Here is a 20,558-nt window from a genome sequence, read left to right as displayed (position 1 = left end):
ACCGAGACAATTCCTTATAAAATAAAAAGACAGCTTCCTGAGAAACTGTCTTTTTTATGATTAATCAATCTAACAATTAATTCTTTTCCTGTTGTTTGATCAGGTTAAGAGCAGAACCTGCCTTAAACCAGTCGATCTGCTGATCATTATAGGTGTGGTTAGCCATAATGATATCTTTAGTTCCATCTTTATGAATGAATTCTAAAGTCAGTTGTTTTCCTGGGGCAAACTGGTCAAGATCCAGGAAGTTTACAACGTCATCTTCCTGAATTTTGTCATAATCAGCCTCATTAGCGAAAGTAATTCCCAGCATCCCTTGTTTTTTAAGGTTGGTTTCGTGAATTCTCGCAAACGATTTTACCAGTACTGCTTTTACACCAAGATGTCTGGGCTCCATAGCAGCGTGTTCTCTTGAAGAACCTTCACCATAGTTCTGGTCTCCCACAACAATAGTTGGAATGCCTGCAGCTTTGTAAGCTCTTTGTACTGCCGGAACTTCACCATATTCGCCGGTTAGTTCATTTTTAACCTTATTGGTTTCCATGTTGTAAGCATTAACTGCTCCAATCAACATATTATTTGAAATATTGTCTAAGTGACCTCTGTATTTCAGCCATGGCCCTGCCATAGAAATGTGGTCAGTTGTACATTTCCCGAAAGCTTTGATTAATACTCTTGCTCCTGTAATGTTTTTACCATCCCATGCCGGGAATTCTTCTAACAGCTGAAGTCTGTCTGAAGTAGGGCTTACGTTGACTACAACACCGGAGCCATCTTCTGATGGAGCCTGATACCCGTTGTCATCTACCGCAAATCCTTTTGCCGGAAGTTCAAAACCTTTAGGCTCATCCAGCTTTACCTGCTCACCGGCTTCGTTAGTTAAAGTATCGGTAATCGGGTTGAAGTCTAGTCTTCCTGAGATTGCCACTGCCGCTACCATTTCCGGAGAAGCTACGAATGCGTGAGTATTAGGGTTACCGTCAGCTCTTTTCGCAAAGTTTCTGTTGAAAGAGTGGATGATGGAATTTTTCTCTCCTTTTTCCGCTCCTTCTCTATCCCATTGACCTATACATGGTCCGCAGGCATTGGTGAAGATTCTTGCATTTTCAAATTTTCTGAAAGAATTAAGGAACCCGTCTCTTTCTGCTGTGAACTTTACCTGTTCAGAACCCGGGTTAATTCCTAAAATTGCTTTAGGTTTTACTCCTTTCGATACTGCATCCTCTACAATGGAAGCTGCTCTTGATAAATCTTCATAAGAAGAGTTGGTACATGAGCCAATAAGAGCCCATTCTACCTCAAGAGGCCATCCGTTAGCCTCAGCTTTAGCCCTGAATTCAGCAACAGGAGTTGCCAGGTCAGGCGTGAAAGGTCCGTTTAAGTGAGGAGTCAGTTCAGAAAGGTTGATCTCTATTAATTGATCAAAATACTGTTCAGGGTTGGCATATACTTCAGCATCACCTGTTAAGTGTTCTGCAATTTTATCAGCAGCATCTACCACATCCTGTCTTCCTGTTGCGGCCAGGTATCTTCTCATTGAATCATCATATCCGAAAGTGGAAGTCGTAGCTCCGATTTCGGCACCCATGTTACAGATTGTACCTTTACCTGTTGCTGAAAGAGATTCTGCTCCTTCACCAAAATATTCTACGATACATCCTGTACCTCCTTTTACGGTTAGAATTCCTGCTACTTTCAGAATAACATCTTTAGCAGAAGTCCATCCGTTCATTTTACCGGTTAATTTAACTCCGATAAGTTTAGGCATTTTAAGCTCCCAGGCCATTCCGGCCATTACATCTACTGCATCGGCACCTCCTACACCAATAGCAACCATTCCCAATCCTCCTGCATTTACTGTGTGAGAGTCAGTTCCGATCATCATTCCTCCCGGAAAAGCATAATTTTCCAATACAACCTGGTGAATGATACCCGCTCCCGGCTTCCAGAACCCAATTCCGTATTTATCACATACAGAACTAAGGAAATTGAATACCTCAGAATTTTTGTTGATACCCTCCTGTAAATCTTTATCAGCACCTACCTTCGCCTGGATGAGGTGGTCAGCATGAGCTGTTGAAGGAACAGCAACTTTTGCTTTCCCGGCCTGCATGAACTGTAGAAGCGCCATTTGCGCTGTTGCATCCTGCATCGCTACTCTGTCCGGCGCGAAATCTACATAAGAGTTTCCTCTTTCATATGCCTGTGTAGCATTTCCTTCCCAAAGGTGGGTGTAAAGAATTTTTTCTGAAAGGGTAAGAGGTTTTCCCACAATTTGTCTTGCCGCAGCAATTCTTTCCGGGTAACGCTCATACACCTTTTTGATCATATCAATATCAAAAGTCATATTTATTTTAGTTTTGTTCTTTTTCCGTTAATGCTTCTTTTTCTGTTGTATGAAAAAGAAAAGTCGTTTGTTTATACAGCAAAAAACGTTCCTATAATCCATAGTTTTAATTCTAAAACCAAGAGATTTTATAACTTTCAATTTAAGAAAAAATAGATTCTGTTTTCTGGATTTTTCCGAAAAAAAGTCGTATCTAACTTAAAATAGAACGATTCTAAACAAAAAAATGAAAGATTTTACATCATAAAGGACTAAAATCTTTCATTGGTATAATTTCAACAGTCTTGCGACTTATTTGTCAATTCTTATTAGTGAGCACTTGTACTGGTTAATTCCTTAATAGAAGGTACAAAAGTGGTAAGGTCAATACCTTCAACAGCAGCCTTGTATTCATCAATACTTGGAATTCTTCCGATGATGGCAGAAAGAACAACTACCGGTGTTGAAGCCAGTAAAGACTCTCCTTTTTTACGTTCGGAATCTTCAACCACTCTTCCCTGGAAAAGACGGGTAGAAGTTGCTAAAACAGTGTCTCCTTTTGCTGCTTTTTCCTGGTTACCCATACAAAGGTTACATCCGGGACGCTCAAGGTACATTACGTTTTCATATTGTGTACGGGCTTCACCTTTTGGAGCATTATCATTAAATTCAAAACCTGAGTATTTCTCTAATAATTCCCAGTCACCTTCAGCTTTTAACTCATCAATGATGTTGTAAGTAGGGGCTGCAACTACAAGAGGAGCGCTAAATTCTACTTTACCTTGTTGTTTTTCAAGGTTTCTCAACATCTGAGAAACAATTTTAAGATCTCCTTTGTGAACCATGCAGGATCCTACAAAACCAAGATCTACTTTTTTCTCACCACCATAGTAAGAAAGGTCTCTGATGGTATCGTGCGTATATCTCTTGGAGACATCTTCGTTGTTTACATCCGGATCAGCAATCATAGGCTCTACGATTACATCAAGATCTACAACAACTTCAGCATAATATTTAGCATTGGCATCAGGAGTAAGAGCAGGTTTTTCACCTGATCTGATCTCTTCAATTCTCTTATTGGCTTTATCAATTAATCCCTGAAGAACCTTGTTGTGGTTATCCATTCCTTTGTCAATCATGATCTGGATTCTGCCTTTAGCAATTTCCAATGACTCAATCAGAGTATTGTCTTCGGAAATGTTGATAGACGCTTTAGCCTTCATTTCTGCGGTCCAGTCTGTAAAGGTAAATGCCTGATCGGCAGGAAGTGTTCCAATGTGAACCTCAATGATTCTTCCCTGGAATACGTTCTCTCCTCCGAATTGCTTCAGCATCTGAGCCTGAGTAGCATGAACCACATCACGGAAATCCATATGAGGCTTCATTGTTCCTTTGAAAGTTACTTTTACAGATTCTGGAATCGGCATGGATGCTTCACCTGTGGCTAATGCAAGAGCAACTGTTCCGGAGTCTGCTCCGAAAGCAACCCCTTTAGACATTCTTGTGTGAGAGTCTCCTCCGATGATGATGGCCCACTCGTCTACAGTGATGTCGTTAAGAACTTTGTGAATAACATCAGTCATTGAGTGGTATTCACCTTTCGGGTCACGAGCAGTGATCAATCCGAAATCATTCATGAATTTCATTAGCTTAGGAATGTTAGCCTGAGCTTTTTTATCCCAAACTGAAGCGGTGTGGCAACCTGATTGGTAAGCACCGTCAACCGTCGGGGAAATGACAGTTGCCGCCATGGATTCAAGCTCCTGGGCAGTCATAAGACCTGTTGTATCCTGTGAACCAACGATATTAACTTTTACACGTACATCAGAACCTGCGTGTAATACTTTTCCCGGTGTTGTTCCTACAGCATTTCTGTTGAAGATTTTTTCAACAGCCGTAAGACCTTGTCCTTCATGAGAAATTTCTTTGGATGGAGCAAAAACAACAGGAGCCTCAACACCCAGAACCTGAGCTGCGAATGTCTGCAACTTTTTACCGAATACGATGGCATAAGATCCTCCGGCTTTGATGAATTCCATCTTTTGTGGTGTGAAGGACTTCGTAAGGTCAATCAGTTCCTGATCACCGTTATATAATTTCTTTTCTTTTGTATTGATGGTTAAAACAGTTCCTGTAGCTACCGAATACGCTTCTTCAAGAACTACTTCACCTGCTTCATTACGAACAGGATTTCCGTTTTCGTCTGTTTTCTTTACCCAGTTCTTAAGATCAATACCAATACCTCCGGTAACATCAACAGTAGTAAGGAAGATTGGGGAAATACCGTTTGTTCCTCCTACAATTGGAGCGATATTTACAAAGGGTACATAAGGGCTTGCTTGTTTACCGGTCCATAAAGCTACGTTGTTTACCCCTGACATTCTGGAAGATCCTACCCCCATTGTTCCTTTTTCAGCGATAAGCATTACGCTTGCATCCGGATGTTGTGCCTGCAAAGCTTTGATTTCTTCCTGAGCTTCAGGAGTGATCATGCATTTACCATGAAGCTCACGGTCTGATCTTGAGTGTGCCTGGTTACCCGGAGAAAGTAAATCTGTGGAAATGTCTCCTTCCCCGGCAATATAAGTAACTACTTTGATTTCTTCAGCTACTTCGGGAAGTTTTGTGAAGAATTCAGCCTTTACGTAGCTTTCTAAAATTTCTTTAGCGATTGGGTTACCGCTGTTGTAAGCCTCTTTTAAACGGTTGGTGTCTGCTTCATAAAGGAATACCTGAGTCTTAAGAACTTCTGCTGCCTGTTGAGCAATGGAAGCATCATTACCTAAAGCTAAGTCTAATAATACTTCGATGGACTTACCTCCTTTCATGTGAGATAATAATTCAAATGCGAAAGCAGGAGATATTTCTTCTACTACGGATTCACCCAGAATGATCTCTTTTAAAAATTTAGCTTTTACACCAGCTGCGCTTGTTGTCCCTGGTAGGGTGTTGTAGATAAAAAATTGAAGAGAATCTTTCCTGTATTCATGGTCTGAATCTTTAATCTGTGCAATGATTTCGCTTAGTAATTCAGCACCGTCAATCGGCTTTGGATGAAGCCCCTGGTTTTTTCTTTCTTCAATCTCTTTGATGTAATCCTTATACATATTCATAATAGAAGTCTTTCATTGTAAAGGCAGGTGTCTTAAAAAAGCAGCTCTTGATACTGTCTTTCTTCTTTACCGGCGGGTTTATAACATTCTGATTTTTTTCGCATTCCGAGCTGCGATATTAACCGGCATAAAAGCTAGTGTAACCTACACTTTTTCTAAAAGTTTTAAAATTATTAAACAATTCAAAATGTTGCCCAAAATTACGAAATTTTACGATTTTATGAGAATGAATTTATTTAGATTCTTTATAAATATGAATTTGATAATTTCTATTTTGGCCGTAATTTTGCAGGCAAATGATGAATATGAAAAATATCCTTAATTTTTTGTGCGTTTTTATTTCGATTTTCATTTTTTCGCAGACTAAATCTGTGAAAAAAATTCCGGTTAAAGGGGTAGGAAAAATTACCGCAAAAAAAACTCAGTCAGAAGCTAAAACCAATCCTGATCTTGTCGTGATTAAAAAGGACCTTCCGGTTCTCATTCCCAAGAAAAAGGACGGGAAATTCGGGTATGTCAATCAGAACGGGAAATTCATCATTCAGCCGGAATATCATATTGCTGTTTTCTTTTATGAAGACTGCAATCTTCTGAATTCTCCGAATGAAAAAGTCAGAAAATTCGGCACAAAAAACTATGCTACCGTAGAAAAAGATATGATTTCCTACCGGGTAGATAAATCCGGGAAAAGGGTATATCAGTTCAAAGAAGAGGATTTAGGGAAATGTAAGTTTGAAGAATATAAGCAGCAGCTTTACCAGGCCTATGTGCTGAACGGTTTTTACGGGATTATTGAGAAGGCAACCTTTGAAAATCCCATGGATTACCGGCAGTTTCAGATCTATCCTCAGTATCAGTATCTGTTTATTATGGAGGGAGATGATGTTTCTAATCCTATGATAGTGGCTTCCCATAACGACAGATTCGGGGTGATTGATGTTCATAATAAAATTATCATCCCTTTCGAATATTCCAATATTAAAAGAAACTTTAGCTGGAAACTCGGGAAAATGTTCGAAGTGACTAAAGACGGAACCAATTATTATTACATTGACGCAGATAATAAAACGTATTAAACCTTTAAGATATGAGGCTCGTTTTCAGTACGGAATTATCGGCCATTTGCTGCCTGTAATTCAGGTTTTCTCTTATTCCGTTTATTTTTTGTAATTTCGCGGCTGAAATAAAGGGGTGCTGTAACAAGCTGAGATTATACCCAATGAACCTGGAACAGATAATGCTGTTTAGGGAAATTAAAAATGAGCACTAGTAATAGATAATGAACAATTATCAGAATATTACTTATTATCACTTACTCATTACTTATCATAATCCGCCCCTTTTATTCATTAAATTTTAAAGATTTATAGAATGAAAGGATTATTTTTTTTAGGGCTTACTGTAGGCTCTTCTGCCTTTATCCAGGCACAGCATAAAGATTCTCTGAAAATCAGGGAAATTGAAGCGGTTAATTTTACCAAAAGACTTCCCGTTGCCAAAGAGATCATCAATGTTCAGAAAGATGTGGACAGCAGGAATCTTGGGCAGGATCTTCCGATTCTTTTAAAAAACCAGACTTCCGTAATCTCAACTTCCGATGCCGGAAATGGGGTTGGATATACCGGATTCAGGATTCGTGGGGTAGCAGGAAGAGGAATCAATGTAATGATGAACGGAGTTCCGTATAATGATTCTGAAAGTCAGGGGACTTTTTTTGTTAATGTTCCGGATCTTACGAGCTCTGCTTCACAAATTGTTATCCAAAGAGGAGTAGGGACTTCCAATAACGGAGTTTCTGCATTCGGGGCAAGTATCAATGTGATTTCAAAAGAACCGGATGAGAAAATGTATTTCAGGACGGACGACAGCTACGGTTCTTTCAATACTTACAAATATTCAGCTGAATTAGGTTCCGGAAAATTCTGGAAAGACAGGCTGTCTGTGATGGGAAGATATACTAAAATTCATTCCGATGGTTATATTGATCGGGCTTCGTCCAATCTGGACTCTTACAATTTTACCGCATTGTTTGAGGAAGGTAAAACCAGGCTTCGTCTGATGGCTTTCGGAGGTAAGGAAAAAACCTATCAGGCATGGAACGGTATTGACCGGGCTACCTGGGAGACCAATCCTAAATTCAATTATTCAGGGCAGTATACCGATCTGTTCACCGGGGAAGAAAGGTTTTATGATAATGAAACGGATAATTACAGACAAAATCATTACCAGTTGCTCTGGGAGCAGAAATTCAGTGACCGCTGGAATTTGGAAACAACATTGCACTATACCAAAGGAAAAGGGTATTATGAAAACTATAAAAGAGTAGATGAAACGGATGATGAGGGTACACATTACAGAGATTATAACCTGGCTGTTCCAATTGTAAACGGCTCTCCGGTTGAGGTGACAGACTTTATCCGAAAGAAATGGCTGGACAATGACTTCTATGGGGTAGTTTCCACTCTTTACGGAAAGCTGGAAAATGTAGACCTGAATTTCGGTGTGGTAGCCAACCAGTATTACGGGAGGCATTTCGGAAATGTGACAGGCGTTTATTTTCCGGAAATCAACGAGTATGAATATTACAGGAACCGTTCCGTAAAAAGTGAAATAGCAGGTTTTGCAAAAGCGCTATGGAGAATGGGGGACCGCTTTGAATTTTTTGGAGATCTTCAGCTCAGAAATATCGATTACAATACAAAAATCATTACCGCTGGAGATGGAGAAGGCGGAAATCTCAATAAAAACTGGCTGTTTTTCAATCCGAAAGCCGGAGTGAATTATAAGATCGGAAACGGGAAAGTTTTTCTTTCCTATGCCCATGCGCACCGCGAACCAAACAGGGATGACCTGATGAGCGACAACAACGTGAAAGCTGAAAAGCTTCATGATTTTGAAGCAGGAATTGAAAAGCAGTTCGGGATTGTGTCATTTACGGCGAATTTATACTACATGTATTATGTCAATCAGCTGGTTTTAAACGGAGAGCTTAATAATGTAGGAGCTTTCATCAGAACCAATTCAGGGAAAAGTTACAGAAGAGGAATTGAGCTTGGTGCTTTAGCAAAACTTTCAAAACAATGGGAACTATCCGGAAATGTGAGTTTAAGCCAGAACAGGAATCAGGATTTTAATATCAAAAACAAGGGGAATTTAGTTAATCTGGGAAATACCCAGATCTCATTCTCGCCAGATGTTATTGCGAACCTAGGATTGAAGTTCAGTCCTTCGAAGAGTTTCCAGCTTGCTCTGATGAATCAATATGTAGGAAAGCAGTATCTGGATAATACAGAAGATAAAAATTTACAGTTAAAAGATTATTTCCTTACCGATTTTAATGCCCAGTATCAGTTTAAAATTGCCAATAATGATATTGCCCTGAAACTGCTGGTAAACAATCTGTTTAATAAAAAATATGTAAATAACGGAGCTGTTTACGGAGGAGAACCTTATTATTTTTCACAGGCAGGAACTAATTTTATGTTTGGGATCAGCTGGAAAATTCAATAACAGGGAAGGTAAAGTATAAAACCGATTTTAATAACATCGTTTTAGTATATAATCATCAAAAGACTGCTTCGGTGGTCTTTTTTCATATTAAAGGAAATGTCTTCAAAAGTCATGAAAAAGTTATAAATTTGCTGCCAAATGAATATTTCTGCATACATTTTAGAATATCTGAAACAATTTGGTACTGTGAAGGTTCCTGGTTTCGGCGTGTTTTCGCTTAAAAATTCGAAAGCAATCATTAATTCTGAAAACGGGAGCATTCTTCCGCCTGCAAGTGAGATTGTCTTTGCCGTGGATTACGAGGTGGTCTCTGATGAGCTGGCAGCTTTTATAGCAGCCCAAAAACAGATGTCTCTTGAAGCTTCCAAAAGTGATTTAAAGATCCAGACCGATTTCTGGAAGAAAAAACTGCAGGCTGAACAGCTCCTTGAAATTCAGAATCTGGGCACCGTAATAACTGAAGATGGAGATACCCATTTTAAAGGGAAAAGAATAGAGGCAGGACATCCTGATTTTTACGGATTGGAGGAAATCCGGATTTCTGATATCAATAACGGGGAGCAGGTCACCAGCACAGAAAACAGGGAAAAAGATTATCAGTTAAAAAAATCTATTCTCTGGACCTTTCTTTTAGCAGTTCCGGTTGCTGGTATTTTATATTATGCATTTACCCAGAGAGAGCTGCTTTTCGGAAAGAGATCTTTTGATACTGTTTCTGTACAGACATCCACACACAGGATTGTTCCCAAAGATACCACAAAAGCCCCTGTACAAAGTCCAGTTCCTGCGGTATCTGATTCCCTGAAGAAAGATTCACTGACACAACCAGCCGGACAGCAAGTAAAACCAACTCCGGCAGCTCCAAACAACACTAAAAAATGGCAAAAGTAAAAAAAGCGTCAGAATCCCTGACCATTATGACCAATATCGTTCTTCCGAACGAAACCAACTCTCTGAGAAACCTTTTTGGGGGTGAGCTTTTAGCAAAAATGGACCGTTGTGCGTCTATTTCTGCAGCAAGACACTGTGAAAGAAGAGTAGTAACAGCTTCAGTAAATCACGTTTCCTTCAATCATCCTATTCCCGAAGGAGGAGTAGTGGTTCTTGAATCTAAAGTTTCAAGAGCATTCTCTACTTCCATGGAAGTATACGTGGATGTGTGGCTGGATGATCCAATCAATCAGAAAAAAATTCACACCAATGAAGGAATTTATACCTTCGTAGCTGTAGATGAGTTCAACCGTCCTATTCCTATTCCGGACATGATCCCGGAAACAGAAGAAGAAAAACTGAGACACGCTGCCGCATTCAGAAGAAAAGAGCTTTCACTGATTCTTTCCGGAAGAATGAAGCCTTTGGAGTCTGTAGAACTTAAAAAACTTTTCCAGGAACCTCAGGAGCCTAAAAAAGATAAAAAATAATTTTTCCAAACGCAAATAACACCAAGTCTGTACAGGTTTATACAATTTGTACAACGAGTACCACTATGGTGTTATTTGCTAAACCTTTTGTGCTGAATTTATGAAAGTCCTTCTTCTCGATAAAAATCATCCCCTTATTACAGAACAGCTTCTAGCTAAAAATTTTGTGCTGGAAGAGGATTTTAGTTCCTCTTATGATGAGGTTTGTGATAAGATTGAACAGTACGACGGGGTAATTATCAGAAGCCGTATCCCTTTAGATAAAAACTTTCTGGAGAAAGGTAAAAACCTGAAGTTTATTGCAAGAGTAGGAGCTGGTATGGAAAATATTGATATTCCTGCAGCCGGGAAACTGGGCATTCAGCTGATTAATTCACCGGAAGGAAACAGAGACTCTGTGGCAGAGCATGTTGTAGGAATGCTGCTGGTTCTGATGAACCGCCTGTTTATTGCCTCACAGGAAGTAAAAAACGGAATCTGGAAGCGTGAAGAGAACAGGGGTGATGAGCTGCTTGGGAAAACCGTAGGCCTTATCGGGTACGGAAATATGGGAAAAGCTACTGCAAAAAGACTTTCCGGATTCGGATGTAAAGTGATTTTTCATGATATCCTTCCGGGACTTTCTGATGAATTTGCACAACAGGTCAGCCTGGAGGAGCTGAAGCAGTTGGCGGAAATAGTAAGCCTTCATATTCCGCTCACTTCCGATACCCGTTATCTTGTAGATGAAACGTTTATTTCAGAGATGAAAAATGACTTTTATTTCGTTAATACGGCAAGAGGAAAAAATGTAGAAACTAAAAGTTTAGTTGACGGGCTGAAATCCGGAAAGATAAAAGGTGCCTGTCTTGATGTTCTGGAATACGAAAAATCATCTTTTGAACACCTGGAAACTGAAAATGAAGATCTCAAATACCTTCTGGATTCCGAAAAAGTGATCGTTACGCCTCATATTGCAGGATGGACGCATCAGAGCAAGGAAAAGCTGGCACAGTTTATTGTAGATAAAATTACAGCTTCCTATTGTTAGCCAAAAAACAAAAAGTATTCTGATTTTTTCTTTTTCCCTTCTTATGCAGTGATAATGTTAAATAATTCATAATATCCCTGTCATATCCAATATTTTTTTTGCAGTTTTATTAAATTGCCGCTCATTTTTAAACCACATGAAGACGCGCAACTGTATACTCATTTTAACTGTTTTTTTATCCCTGTTTTCCTGCAATAAAAAATCTGAATCCAAAGAGATTGCAGCCGCAAGTACAACCAATCTTCCGAACTATGGCAATGTGGATCTGGATAAAGTTTTTACAAAAGCGGACGGACAGCTTTCAGACAAGCAGTCACTGGTTGGGTATATTGACCAGTACTATAAAAAAATCTGGGAGGGGAGCGATCTGAGTGGTGGAATTCTGGTAGCAAAAGGAGATGAGATTCTCTATGAAAACTACAGAGGCTTCGGAAGAGAAGGAAAACAAATGCCGATTGATAAAAATACACCGCTGCACGTAGCGTCTGTTTCAAAAACTTTAACGGCTATGGCAATGATGAAGCTTGTTGAGGCAGGAAAAATTAAGCTTTCAGATCATCTTACCCAATATTTTCCGGGTTTTCCTTATCCTGATGTAACCGTACAGACCTTACTGGACCAAAGAAGCGGTCTTCCCAAATACGAGTATTTTATTACAAAGATACAGCCGGTACCCGCAGAACTTTCCAAACCTTTTCTTACCAATCAGGATATTCTGGATATGATCATCAGGTACAAGCCTGATATGGCAAGAGATACCGATACAGGTTTTATGTACTGCAACACTAATTTTGCCATGCTGGCCCTGCTAATTGAGAAAGTGACGAAAACACCTTTCCCGCAGGCAATGAAAGAAATGGTCTTTACTCCTCTAAAAATGAACAACAGCTTTATCTTTCAGGAAAAAGATATTCCTACCGCCTCACAGTCTTTCTATTACGGGGCAAACAGACTTTACCCTTTAGACCGTCTGGATCTTATTTATGGGGATAAGAATGTATATACAACACCAAGGGATCTTTATAATTTTTCAAAAGCCATGTTTTCAAAAGATTTCCTAAAACCGGAGCTGATGCAGATGATCTTTACTCCTTACAGCAATGAAAAAGCAGGAATGAATAATTACGGACTTGGTTTCAGAATGAAGATTTTTGATAATGGTGAAAAACTTACCTATCACAACGGCTGGTGGCATGGAACAAACTCTGTTTTTGCCCATTTGCTGAAATCAAAAGTGACGATTGTGGCGATAGGAAACAAATATTCAAACAAAGTGTATACAGCTCTTGCGCTGTCGGGATTATTTGAAGATTTTCCTCTTCAGAAAGATAAACTTCACAGCGTTATGAATGATAATAAAGATACTTTAGAAGCCGGACATGAAGTTTATGGAGAATAATGTTTAATTTTGCTTAAATATATTCATGAAAAGACTTCTTTTTTTATTCGTTATCTGTATCCTTGCATTCTCCTGTGCAAGAGTTGGATCCCCGGTTGGAGGTCCGAAAGATACCCTGGCTCCTAAGTTTTTAAGCTCAAATATTGATACAACCAGAGTTAATGTAAAAAGAGATATCCGGGAACTTCGGCTGGACTTTGACGAGTATATAAACCTTAAGGACATCAATAAAAATCTGATTATTTCTCCGCCAATCAAAAATATTAAGCGGATTCTTCCTTCCAATATTGCGAACAGGTTTATATTGATCCAATGGGAAGATACTTTGCAGGCTAATACAACGTATAACTTCAATTTCGGGAACTCTATTACGGATAATAATGAGGCCAATATCCTTCGTTATTTCAACTTTGCATTCTCTACAGGTGAGAAACTGGATGACCTGTATGTGAGCGGGGAGATAACGGATGCTACAGCAATAAAAAAGAAGACGGAAACAAATGAAAATAAACTGGTAGTAGGACTGTATCAGGTAAAAGATACCATCAACTACAGGCAGAAACCTTATTACATTACAAAAGTTGATGACGATGGATATTATGAGCTCAACTATCTTTCGCCGGGAAAGTATAAAATCATTGCTTTCGATGATGAAAACGGGAATTCTGTTTACGATCCCGGAAAAGAGAAGATAGGATTTCAGAAAGACCCTATTGATATTGAGAAATCCATTTCAGGCCTCAATATGAAAATCTATCCATCCAAAAAGCCCCTGAAATATCAGGAAATGAAAGAAAGTCCGGGAGGAATCCTAATGACTTTTAGCGGCAATCCTGATGAGGTAAAAGTTCTGTCCGTTAATGAAAAGCTTAAGGATATTAAAGTAACACATCGTCCCAAGTCTGATTCTGTCAGAATCTGGTTTGATGCTGAGAAGAATGGGTTAGGACAGACGGCAACAGATAACCTTAAATTTAGCTATGATACAGGGGTTAAGCAGGATACGGTTTCCATATTTTATAAATACAATAAAAAGAATGTGATGGACCTTGAAAACGGAGGGGCTTCCCTGGCTCCGAATTCAGATTTTATCGTCAGATCTGCTTATATTATTGATAAGATCAGCCCTGAAAAATGGACTCTGAAAAAAGATAGTCTTACAACACAGGAATTCACTGCAAAAATATCTGAAACCAATCCTTATGAAATTCATATTAAGTCAGATTTCGTGAGCGGAAAAAAATACCAGCTGATCATTCCGAAAGAGACGGTTTCGTCTTTCTATGCTAAAAATACACAGTCTAAAGGCTTCGATTTTGAAGTGGGCAAGGTTGAAGATTTCGGAAGCCTTGAATTTACTCTTATTAATGCACCGGAAGCCAGCTACTGGATCCAGCTTCTGGATTCCTCGGAAAAGGTCATTTATTCAAAATATACGAAGGGAAATAAAATCAAATTCGATATTCTGAAGCCCGATGAGTATATTGTAAGAATACTGGTAGATAATAATGGCAATAAATATTGGGATGAAGCCGATTTTACTACGGAAACTTTTGCCGAAGACTCTTATATTTTCTACAAAAAAGCAGTTGTAAGAGCATTATGGGAAACCAAGGAAGACTGGGACCTGAAAGATACAAGAACCCTGGATAACCCTAAAGGTACTGCACCTGTACAGAATGCCATGCCTTCTTCAGCAGAAACTCCTAAAGAAACTGTACAGAAGGAAGTAAATAAAGAACTTAAATCTGAAACAGCGGTACTTACCCCTGTAAAATAAGCAATGAAGACGGTAAAGAAAGTCATTTTGTGGGCTTTGGTTGTTTTTGCCATGATCCAGTTTATTCCGGTAGATAAAGTAAACAGGCCTGTAGATTCTGCGGTGAATTTTGTAGACGCCAGAAAGACCCCGGAAAACGTCAGGAGTTTGATAAAAGGAGCCTGTTACGACTGTCATTCCAATGAAACGGTTTATCCTAAATATGCATACATTGCTCCGGTTTCATGGTCGGTAAAAAGCCATATCAACGAAGGCCGGGAACATCTTAATTTTTCTGTCTGGGGCACTTATAATAAAGACCTGAAAGAAAATATGCTGAATAAATCCATTCAGACTATTCAGGGTAAAACAATGCCGATGCCTGGCTATATTGTTTATCACAAAGAAGCTAATCTTTCAGAAGCGGAAAGAACGCTGCTGATCAGCTATTTTGAGGAAATGCTGAAATCAAAAACCTATTGATTGTCATTCGTTTTTCTAAAAAATACCAACTATTTTTTGACCACATTGCCTATAATAAAATCCCCTCAGAAAATCTGAGGGGAATATAGTATAAAATTACTTCTTTAAATAATCTTCAAAAAATCTTTTCTGAGAATCAAAAGCAATATCATCAAGGTTCAGTTGGTTCAATTGAATCCATACCGCTTCTGATATTTCTGACAGTTCCAGGTTAACCTCAAACTTCTCAGCAACATTATATTCATAAAAGAGATCAATGGTATTATAATCAATTTCCTTATACTGATATACGTTAGGAAGGCTGGTGATATACTTTAAATTTGAAATATCCACATCAAGCTGCAGTTCTTCAAAAAGTTCTCTCCGGCAGGTTTCTTCTGCACTTTCTTTTGGGTCTACAAAACCTCCGGCAAGGTCGAGTTTTCCTTTTTTGGGATCTCTGTTTCTCCGGGTAAGATAAACCTCGTCTCCACATCGGATAACAACGGCTACAGCACCTGCAACATTGTTATAGAGGGTAAAATTACACTCGGGGCAGCTCCATTTCTTTTCGCCGTCCCAATGCAGAGATTCTCTGCCGCAGCTTGGGCAGTATTTCAATAATTTCATCTGTTTATAATTGTTTTTTCAAAGAGCAGATGGAACTTCATTTCATTGAGCAATATTAATATTTCTCGGATGATAGCTAAGGATAACATCCCGCAGCTCTTCCGTTTTCAGATGAGTATAAATCTCCGTAGTGGTAATGCTGGAGTGTCCAAGCATTTCCTGAATATAACGAAGGTCTGCTCCGTTCTGAAGAAGGTGCGTTGCAAAAGAATGTCTGAAGGTATGCGGAGATATTTTCTTGCTTACCCCGGCCTTATCTGTAAGTTCCTTAATAATCAGAAATACGATTACCCTGGACATAGACGTTCCGCGGCTGTTCAGAAACAGCGTGTCTTCATACTTTTTATTGATCTTGCTTTTTGAACGGACCTCTTTAATATAGGTCTCCAGAAGTTCGGCAGTATAATCAGCTAAAGGAACAAAACGGGTTTTATTACCCTTTCCGTTTACCTTGATATACTGTTCTTTGAAGTTGATATTCGATATTTTAAGATCGATGAGTTCAGAAACACGGAGCCCGCAGCCATAAAGTACTTCTATGATGCAGTGATTTCTCTTTCCAAGTTCTGTATTTACTTCAATGGCTGCAATGATCCTATTGATGTCCTGCAGACTTAGGGTATCGGGTAAATACAATCCCAGTTTAGGACCTTCAAGCAGTGCCGCAGGATTGTCTTTTCTGAACTCGTCTTCAAGCAAAAACTTAAAGAAAGCCTTTATAGAAGAAATCCATCTGGCCTGAGACCTTTCACTGAATTTTTGTTTGGAAAGATTGAAAATATACTCCTGTAAATTTTCATATCCGATAGAGTCCGGACCGACATTTGCCAGATCCTCTACGGCGTAATCTTTTAATTTTTTGATGTCTCGAATATAGGCGTCGAGAGTGTTTTCTGAAAAATTTCTTTCGAAACGAAGAAATATTTCAAAATCTTTGATCTTTTCATCCCAAGTCATTTGTGCTTATTTTTTTAGTTCACAGTCCGATATTTGTTCTATTTCAATGTTATGGTTTCTTAAGAACGATATTCCGTCGTCATCCGAATATTCATTAATATACACCAGTCTTGTAATTCCTGCCTGCAGAATCAGTTTGCTGCATTCTTTACATGGCGAAAGTGTTAAATATAACGTTGCACCATGAGCAGACTGAGTGGAAGCTGCCAGTTTTAATATGGCATTGGCTTCCGCATGAAGTACATACCAGTGTGTTTTTCCCTCTTCATCTTCACAGCAGTTTTCGAACCCCGAAGGAGTACCGTTGTAACCATCTGAAATAATCATCCTATCTTTTACGATAAGAGCCCCTACCTGTTTTCTCTTACAGTAGGAAAGTTTTGCCCATTCCTGAGCCATTTTTAGATAAGCTTTGTCAAACTTATTCATACCGCAGCATTAGTTTTTTTCGAAATAATTTGGATTAAAAATCTTTAGAAGCTAGGCTTTCTTTTTTCAAGGAAAGCGGTAACCCCTTCTTTTTTATCTGCCATGTCAAAAAGTTCTCCGAAAGATTGAATCTCTGTTTCAAAACCTCTATCCGTGTCAGATAAGTTTACGGCCTGAATGGCCTTGGATATTGCCATTGGTGAGTTGTTGGCAATGATTCCTGCTAATTCTTTTGTTTTGGTTAATAATTCTTCAATAGGGTATACTTCGTTTACCAGTCCGATCTCTTTTGCTTTCTGGGCAGGGATCATTTTGGCTGAGAAGATCATTTCGTTGGCAATACCTTTTCCTACAAGCTTAGGAAGCCTTTGAGTTCCTCCATAACCCGGAATTAATCCTAAAGTTACTTCCGGAAGCCCTAGTCTGGCATTTTCCGATGCATATCTGATATGGCACGCCATAGCAAGCTCTAAACCTCCTCCTAATGCGAAGCCGTTAACAGCTGCAATTACGGGTTTAGACATATTTTCAATCTTGTTGAACAGGGTATTTTGCCCATTCCTGGCCAGTTCCTCGGCTTTTTCCTGTCCAAAATCACTGAATTCTTTGATGTCAGCTCCGGCAACAAATGATTTCTCTCCGCTTCCTGTTAGAATAATAACTCTACAGGAATTATCTGCGTTAAGTTCGTCCATTGCTGAACTGATTTCCTGAATCGTTTTTGCATTTAAAGCATTTAAACTTTCAGGTCTGTTGATGGTAATAACAGCTAATTTGTCCTCTTTTTTTAATAATATATTATCGTAACTCATTTTTCCACTTTGAAATATTATTTTGTGCAAATTATGAATTTTTTACAAAAAAAAGGAAAAAATGTTAGTTTTTTTTCCTTTTAATTGATTTATCTTTCAAAATACTTATTTTGAGTGGTTCATCATATTTGCATCAATATTGATGTTTAGCTGTGAAGCCACTTTCATGCCAAGCTCAATATTTGTCCTGAAAAAGTGACATAGCTGGCGGTTGATAATTTCATCTCTCTTAGGTCCGCTTATTCCTTTCATACTACCTACGATGTTGCTGATCAGGTGTTCTCTGTCTTCAGCATTCATTGCTTTGGTATACAGAAGTCCGGGCTGGGTATAATGATCATCATCGTTCTCATTCCGGTTATAATAAGCTACATGGGCACTGTCCAGCTCATATTCATAATTTTTGTAGGCCGGGTCCGGTTTAATATCGTCAAAGCTGTTAGGATGATAATTGGGCTTGTCCTGATAATGGCTGGAGTCTGCCATAAACCCATCCCTCTGGTAATTGTTTACCGCAAAAGGACAGCGGTTTACCTCCAGCTGGTGAGCATTTACTCCCACTCTGTATCTGTGGGCATCGGGATAAGAGAATAATCTTCCCTGAAGCATTTTGTCCGGTGAAAAACTGATTCCGTCTATCAGGCTGCTTGGTGAAAAGGTAGATTGTTCCACATGGGCAAAATAATTAACGGGAACCTCATTCAGCTCCATTTCTCCGACTTCAATTAAAGGAAAATCATCATGTGACCATACCTTGGTAACGTCGAAAGGATTCCATCTGAAATCTTTAGCCTGTTCTTCGGTCATTACCTGAATGTATAAAGTCCATTTTGGAAAATCTCCGTTTTCAATAGCATTGCAAAGATCTTCCTGTGCAAAGTCAGGATTTTCACCTGCCATCTTTACAGCTTCAGCATCCGTAAAATTTTTGATGCCCTGTTTTGTTTTAAAATGGAATTTTACCCATACTCTTTCATTCTGACTGTTGATCATCGAAAAAGTATGTGATCCGAATCCATGCATATGCCTGTAGCCATAAGGTGTTCCTCTGTCAGACATTAAAATAAGGACCTGGTGCAGGGATTCAGGGTTAAGGCTCCAGAAATCCCACATCATTGTGGCGCTTTTAAGATTGGTTTTAGGAACTCTTTTCTGAGTATGGATAAAGTCAGGAAACTTTTTAGCATCCTTAATAAAGAAGACCGGGGTATTATTTCCGACAAGATCCCAGTTTCCGTCTTCAGTATAGAATTTTAATGCAAATCCTCTTGGATCTCTTGCTGTATCTGCACTTCCTTTTTCACCTCCAACCGTAGAAAAACGAGCGAACATTCTGCATGAGTTTCCTACTTTTGAAAATAATTTCGCTCTGGTGTACTGGCTGATATCGTGTGTTACGGTGAAAGTTCCGTAGGCCCCGCTTCCTTTGGCATGTACAATTCTTTCAGGGATTCTTTCCCTAACGAAATGCGCAAGATTTTCCTGAAGGATAAAATCCTGAAGGAGTACAGGTCCTCTTGGACCTACCGTCTGAGAATCCTGATGTTCAAAATAAGGAGCGCCATTGCTTAGCGTTAATTTTTTAGAATCCATATAGTTATGATTTGTATGATTGTTTTCCTTTGTATGCTGTCATATACAGACGTATTAAATATCAAATTTACTTGAATTTTTGATTGCTGATAGCAAAAACATCATATCTTTGTAATAGATAATATTAATCAGATGAACATTCAGCAATTGGAGTATCTTATCGCAGTAGATAAGTATAAACATTTTGGTAAAGCAGCCCAGGCTTGCTTTATTACGCAGCCTACACTAAGTGCAATGATACAAAAGTTTGAGGATGAACTGGATGTGAAAGTTTTCGACAGGACCACCCACCCGATTCGTACCACTGACGTAGGGCTTCAGATCATTGATCAGGCAAAGGTAATAATAGAATCTGTCAATGAACTGAAAAATAAGGCTAATCTTTTAAATAATATTCTGGGAGGAACCATCAATTTAGGAATAATTCCAACTGTTTCTTCATTCATTCTCCCAACTGAAATCTTCAAGTTTCTGGAACAGAATCCGAAAATTCAGATGAATGTAAAAGAAATGACTACGGACAATATTATTAAAGCTCTTAAAGCCGGAGAACTGGATGCGGGAATTATCTCGACTCCTTATGATACGGCTGATGAGTTTTATCAGGACTTCCTGTTCAATGAGGAACTGATGATCTACAGCTCTAATACAGAAGCTAATAAGAAGAATTCTTACATTATTCCTGAAGAACTGAATGTAGAAAAAGTATGGCTTCTGGAAGAAGGAAACTGCCTGAGAAACCAGTTTGAAAATATCTGCCATCTGAAAGAAAATACATTGAAGCCGAAGAATTTAGATTTCCTGGCTTCCAACATCCAGACTCTTGTTCATATGGTAGACAAGGTAGGCGGAATCAGCATCCTGCCTGAATTGGCATTGAGCCAGCTCTCTGAAGAACAGAAGAAAAATGTTTTCCGATTCAAAAAGCCATTCCCATATAGAGAAATCAGTATTATTTATTATAAGCCTACTTTCAAGCAGAAAATCATTGATGAACTCTCACACTCCATTAAAAATTCACTGGAGCTAAAGTTGAATTATCATGAAAGCCCTAAGGAATTTGTGAGCATCAAGCCGCAATAGTGGCTGAGACTTAAAATGATATAAGTCAGTAATT

16 protein-coding genes are annotated in these 20,558 nt (G+C 38.9%); 9 read left to right on the top strand and 7 right to left on the bottom strand.

The window, feature by feature from the left end:
- Window positions 1-76: 76 nt before the first annotated feature.
- Together AOB46_RS09460 and AOB46_RS09455 are read right to left on the bottom strand one after the other, a co-directional pair.
- Window positions 77-2,347 carry an aconitate hydratase gene (locus tag AOB46_RS09460; RefSeq protein WP_062698662.1) on the bottom strand — a complete coding sequence of 757 codons (2,271 nt, stop codon included), beginning with the start codon at window positions 2,345-2,347 and terminating at the stop codon, window positions 77-79.
- A 308-nt stretch (window positions 2,348-2,655) separates the two neighbouring features.
- The gene (locus AOB46_RS09455) at window positions 2,656-5,439 is read right to left on the bottom strand and encodes a bifunctional aconitate hydratase 2/2-methylisocitrate dehydratase (protein WP_062698660.1); all 2,784 of its coding nucleotides are present in this window, start codon (window positions 5,437-5,439) and stop codon (window positions 2,656-2,658) included.
- 371 nt (window positions 5,440-5,810) lie between these two features.
- Between AOB46_RS09455 and AOB46_RS09450 the strand changes: the two genes are divergently transcribed.
- The 8 genes from AOB46_RS09450 to AOB46_RS09415 all read left to right on the top strand — a co-directional run bounded on the left by AOB46_RS09450 (window position 5,811) and on the right by AOB46_RS09415 (window position 15,041).
- Window positions 5,811-6,515 carry a WG repeat-containing protein gene (locus tag AOB46_RS09450; protein ID WP_241489186.1) on the top strand — a complete coding sequence of 235 codons (705 nt, stop codon included), beginning with the start codon at window positions 5,811-5,813 and terminating at the stop codon, window positions 6,513-6,515.
- Window positions 6,516-6,810: 295 nt separating this feature from the next.
- Window positions 6,811-8,949 carry a TonB-dependent receptor gene (locus AOB46_RS09445; protein WP_062698656.1) on the top strand — a complete coding sequence of 713 codons (2,139 nt, stop codon included), beginning with the start codon at window positions 6,811-6,813 and terminating at the stop codon, window positions 8,947-8,949.
- Between the two features lie 138 nt (window positions 8,950-9,087).
- A complete protein-coding gene (locus AOB46_RS09440) occupies window positions 9,088-9,840 on the top strand; it encodes a hypothetical protein (RefSeq protein ID WP_062698654.1) in 753 nt (250 codons plus the stop codon).
- Complete coding sequence (locus AOB46_RS09435) at window positions 9,828-10,370, top strand: acyl-CoA thioesterase (RefSeq protein ID WP_062698653.1); 543 nt, start codon at window positions 9,828-9,830, stop codon at window positions 10,368-10,370. The genes AOB46_RS09440 and AOB46_RS09435 overlap by 13 nt, the downstream gene beginning before the upstream one ends.
- A gap of 100 nt (window positions 10,371-10,470) precedes the next feature.
- The gene (locus AOB46_RS09430) at window positions 10,471-11,400 is read left to right on the top strand and encodes a 2-hydroxyacid dehydrogenase (RefSeq protein ID WP_062698652.1); all 930 of its coding nucleotides are present in this window, start codon (window positions 10,471-10,473) and stop codon (window positions 11,398-11,400) included.
- 136 nt (window positions 11,401-11,536) lie between these two features.
- Window positions 11,537-12,799 (top strand): serine hydrolase domain-containing protein, encoded by a 1,263-nt coding sequence (locus AOB46_RS09425; RefSeq protein ID WP_062698651.1) that lies wholly within the window; start codon window positions 11,537-11,539, stop codon window positions 12,797-12,799.
- A 25-nt stretch (window positions 12,800-12,824) separates the two neighbouring features.
- Complete coding sequence (locus tag AOB46_RS09420) at window positions 12,825-14,579, top strand: Ig-like domain-containing protein (RefSeq protein WP_062698650.1); 1,755 nt, start codon at window positions 12,825-12,827, stop codon at window positions 14,577-14,579.
- A 3-nt stretch (window positions 14,580-14,582) separates the two neighbouring features.
- Complete coding sequence (locus AOB46_RS09415; protein WP_062698648.1) at window positions 14,583-15,041, top strand: heme-binding domain-containing protein; 459 nt, start codon at window positions 14,583-14,585, stop codon at window positions 15,039-15,041.
- A 96-nt stretch (window positions 15,042-15,137) separates the two neighbouring features.
- Here AOB46_RS09415 and AOB46_RS09410 read toward each other — a convergent pair whose 3' ends face one another.
- The 5 genes from AOB46_RS09410 to AOB46_RS09390 form a co-directional block, all read right to left on the bottom strand.
- Entirely contained in the window at window positions 15,138-15,650 is a 513-nt protein-coding gene (locus AOB46_RS09410) for an NUDIX hydrolase (RefSeq protein ID WP_062698647.1), read from the bottom strand.
- Window positions 15,651-15,692: 42 nt separating this feature from the next.
- On the bottom strand, window positions 15,693-16,607 hold the full coding sequence (xerD, locus tag AOB46_RS09405; protein ID WP_062698646.1) for a site-specific tyrosine recombinase XerD: 915 nt from the start codon (window positions 16,605-16,607) through the stop codon (window positions 15,693-15,695).
- Between the two features lie 6 nt (window positions 16,608-16,613).
- The gene (locus AOB46_RS09400; RefSeq protein WP_062698645.1) at window positions 16,614-17,036 is read right to left on the bottom strand and encodes a deoxycytidylate deaminase; all 423 of its coding nucleotides are present in this window, start codon (window positions 17,034-17,036) and stop codon (window positions 16,614-16,616) included.
- Between the two features lie 44 nt (window positions 17,037-17,080).
- Complete coding sequence (locus tag AOB46_RS09395; RefSeq protein ID WP_062698643.1) at window positions 17,081-17,848, bottom strand: enoyl-CoA hydratase/isomerase family protein; 768 nt, start codon at window positions 17,846-17,848, stop codon at window positions 17,081-17,083.
- Between the two features lie 105 nt (window positions 17,849-17,953).
- Window positions 17,954-19,441, bottom strand: coding sequence for a catalase (locus tag AOB46_RS09390; RefSeq protein ID WP_062698642.1), 1,488 nt, complete (start codon window positions 19,439-19,441; stop codon window positions 17,954-17,956).
- 132 nt (window positions 19,442-19,573) lie between these two features.
- Between AOB46_RS09390 and AOB46_RS09385 the strand changes: the two genes are divergently transcribed.
- A complete protein-coding gene (locus tag AOB46_RS09385; RefSeq protein WP_062698641.1) occupies window positions 19,574-20,524 on the top strand; it encodes a LysR substrate-binding domain-containing protein in 951 nt (316 codons plus the stop codon).
- Window positions 20,525-20,558: the final 34 nt, after the last annotated feature.

The organism is Chryseobacterium indologenes (assembly GCF_001295265.1).
GTDB lineage: Bacteria > Bacteroidota > Bacteroidia > Flavobacteriales > Weeksellaceae > Chryseobacterium > Chryseobacterium indologenes_A.
Note: the sequence above shows the minus strand (reverse complement) of the source record. Positions and strands in the feature narration are given on the sequence as shown.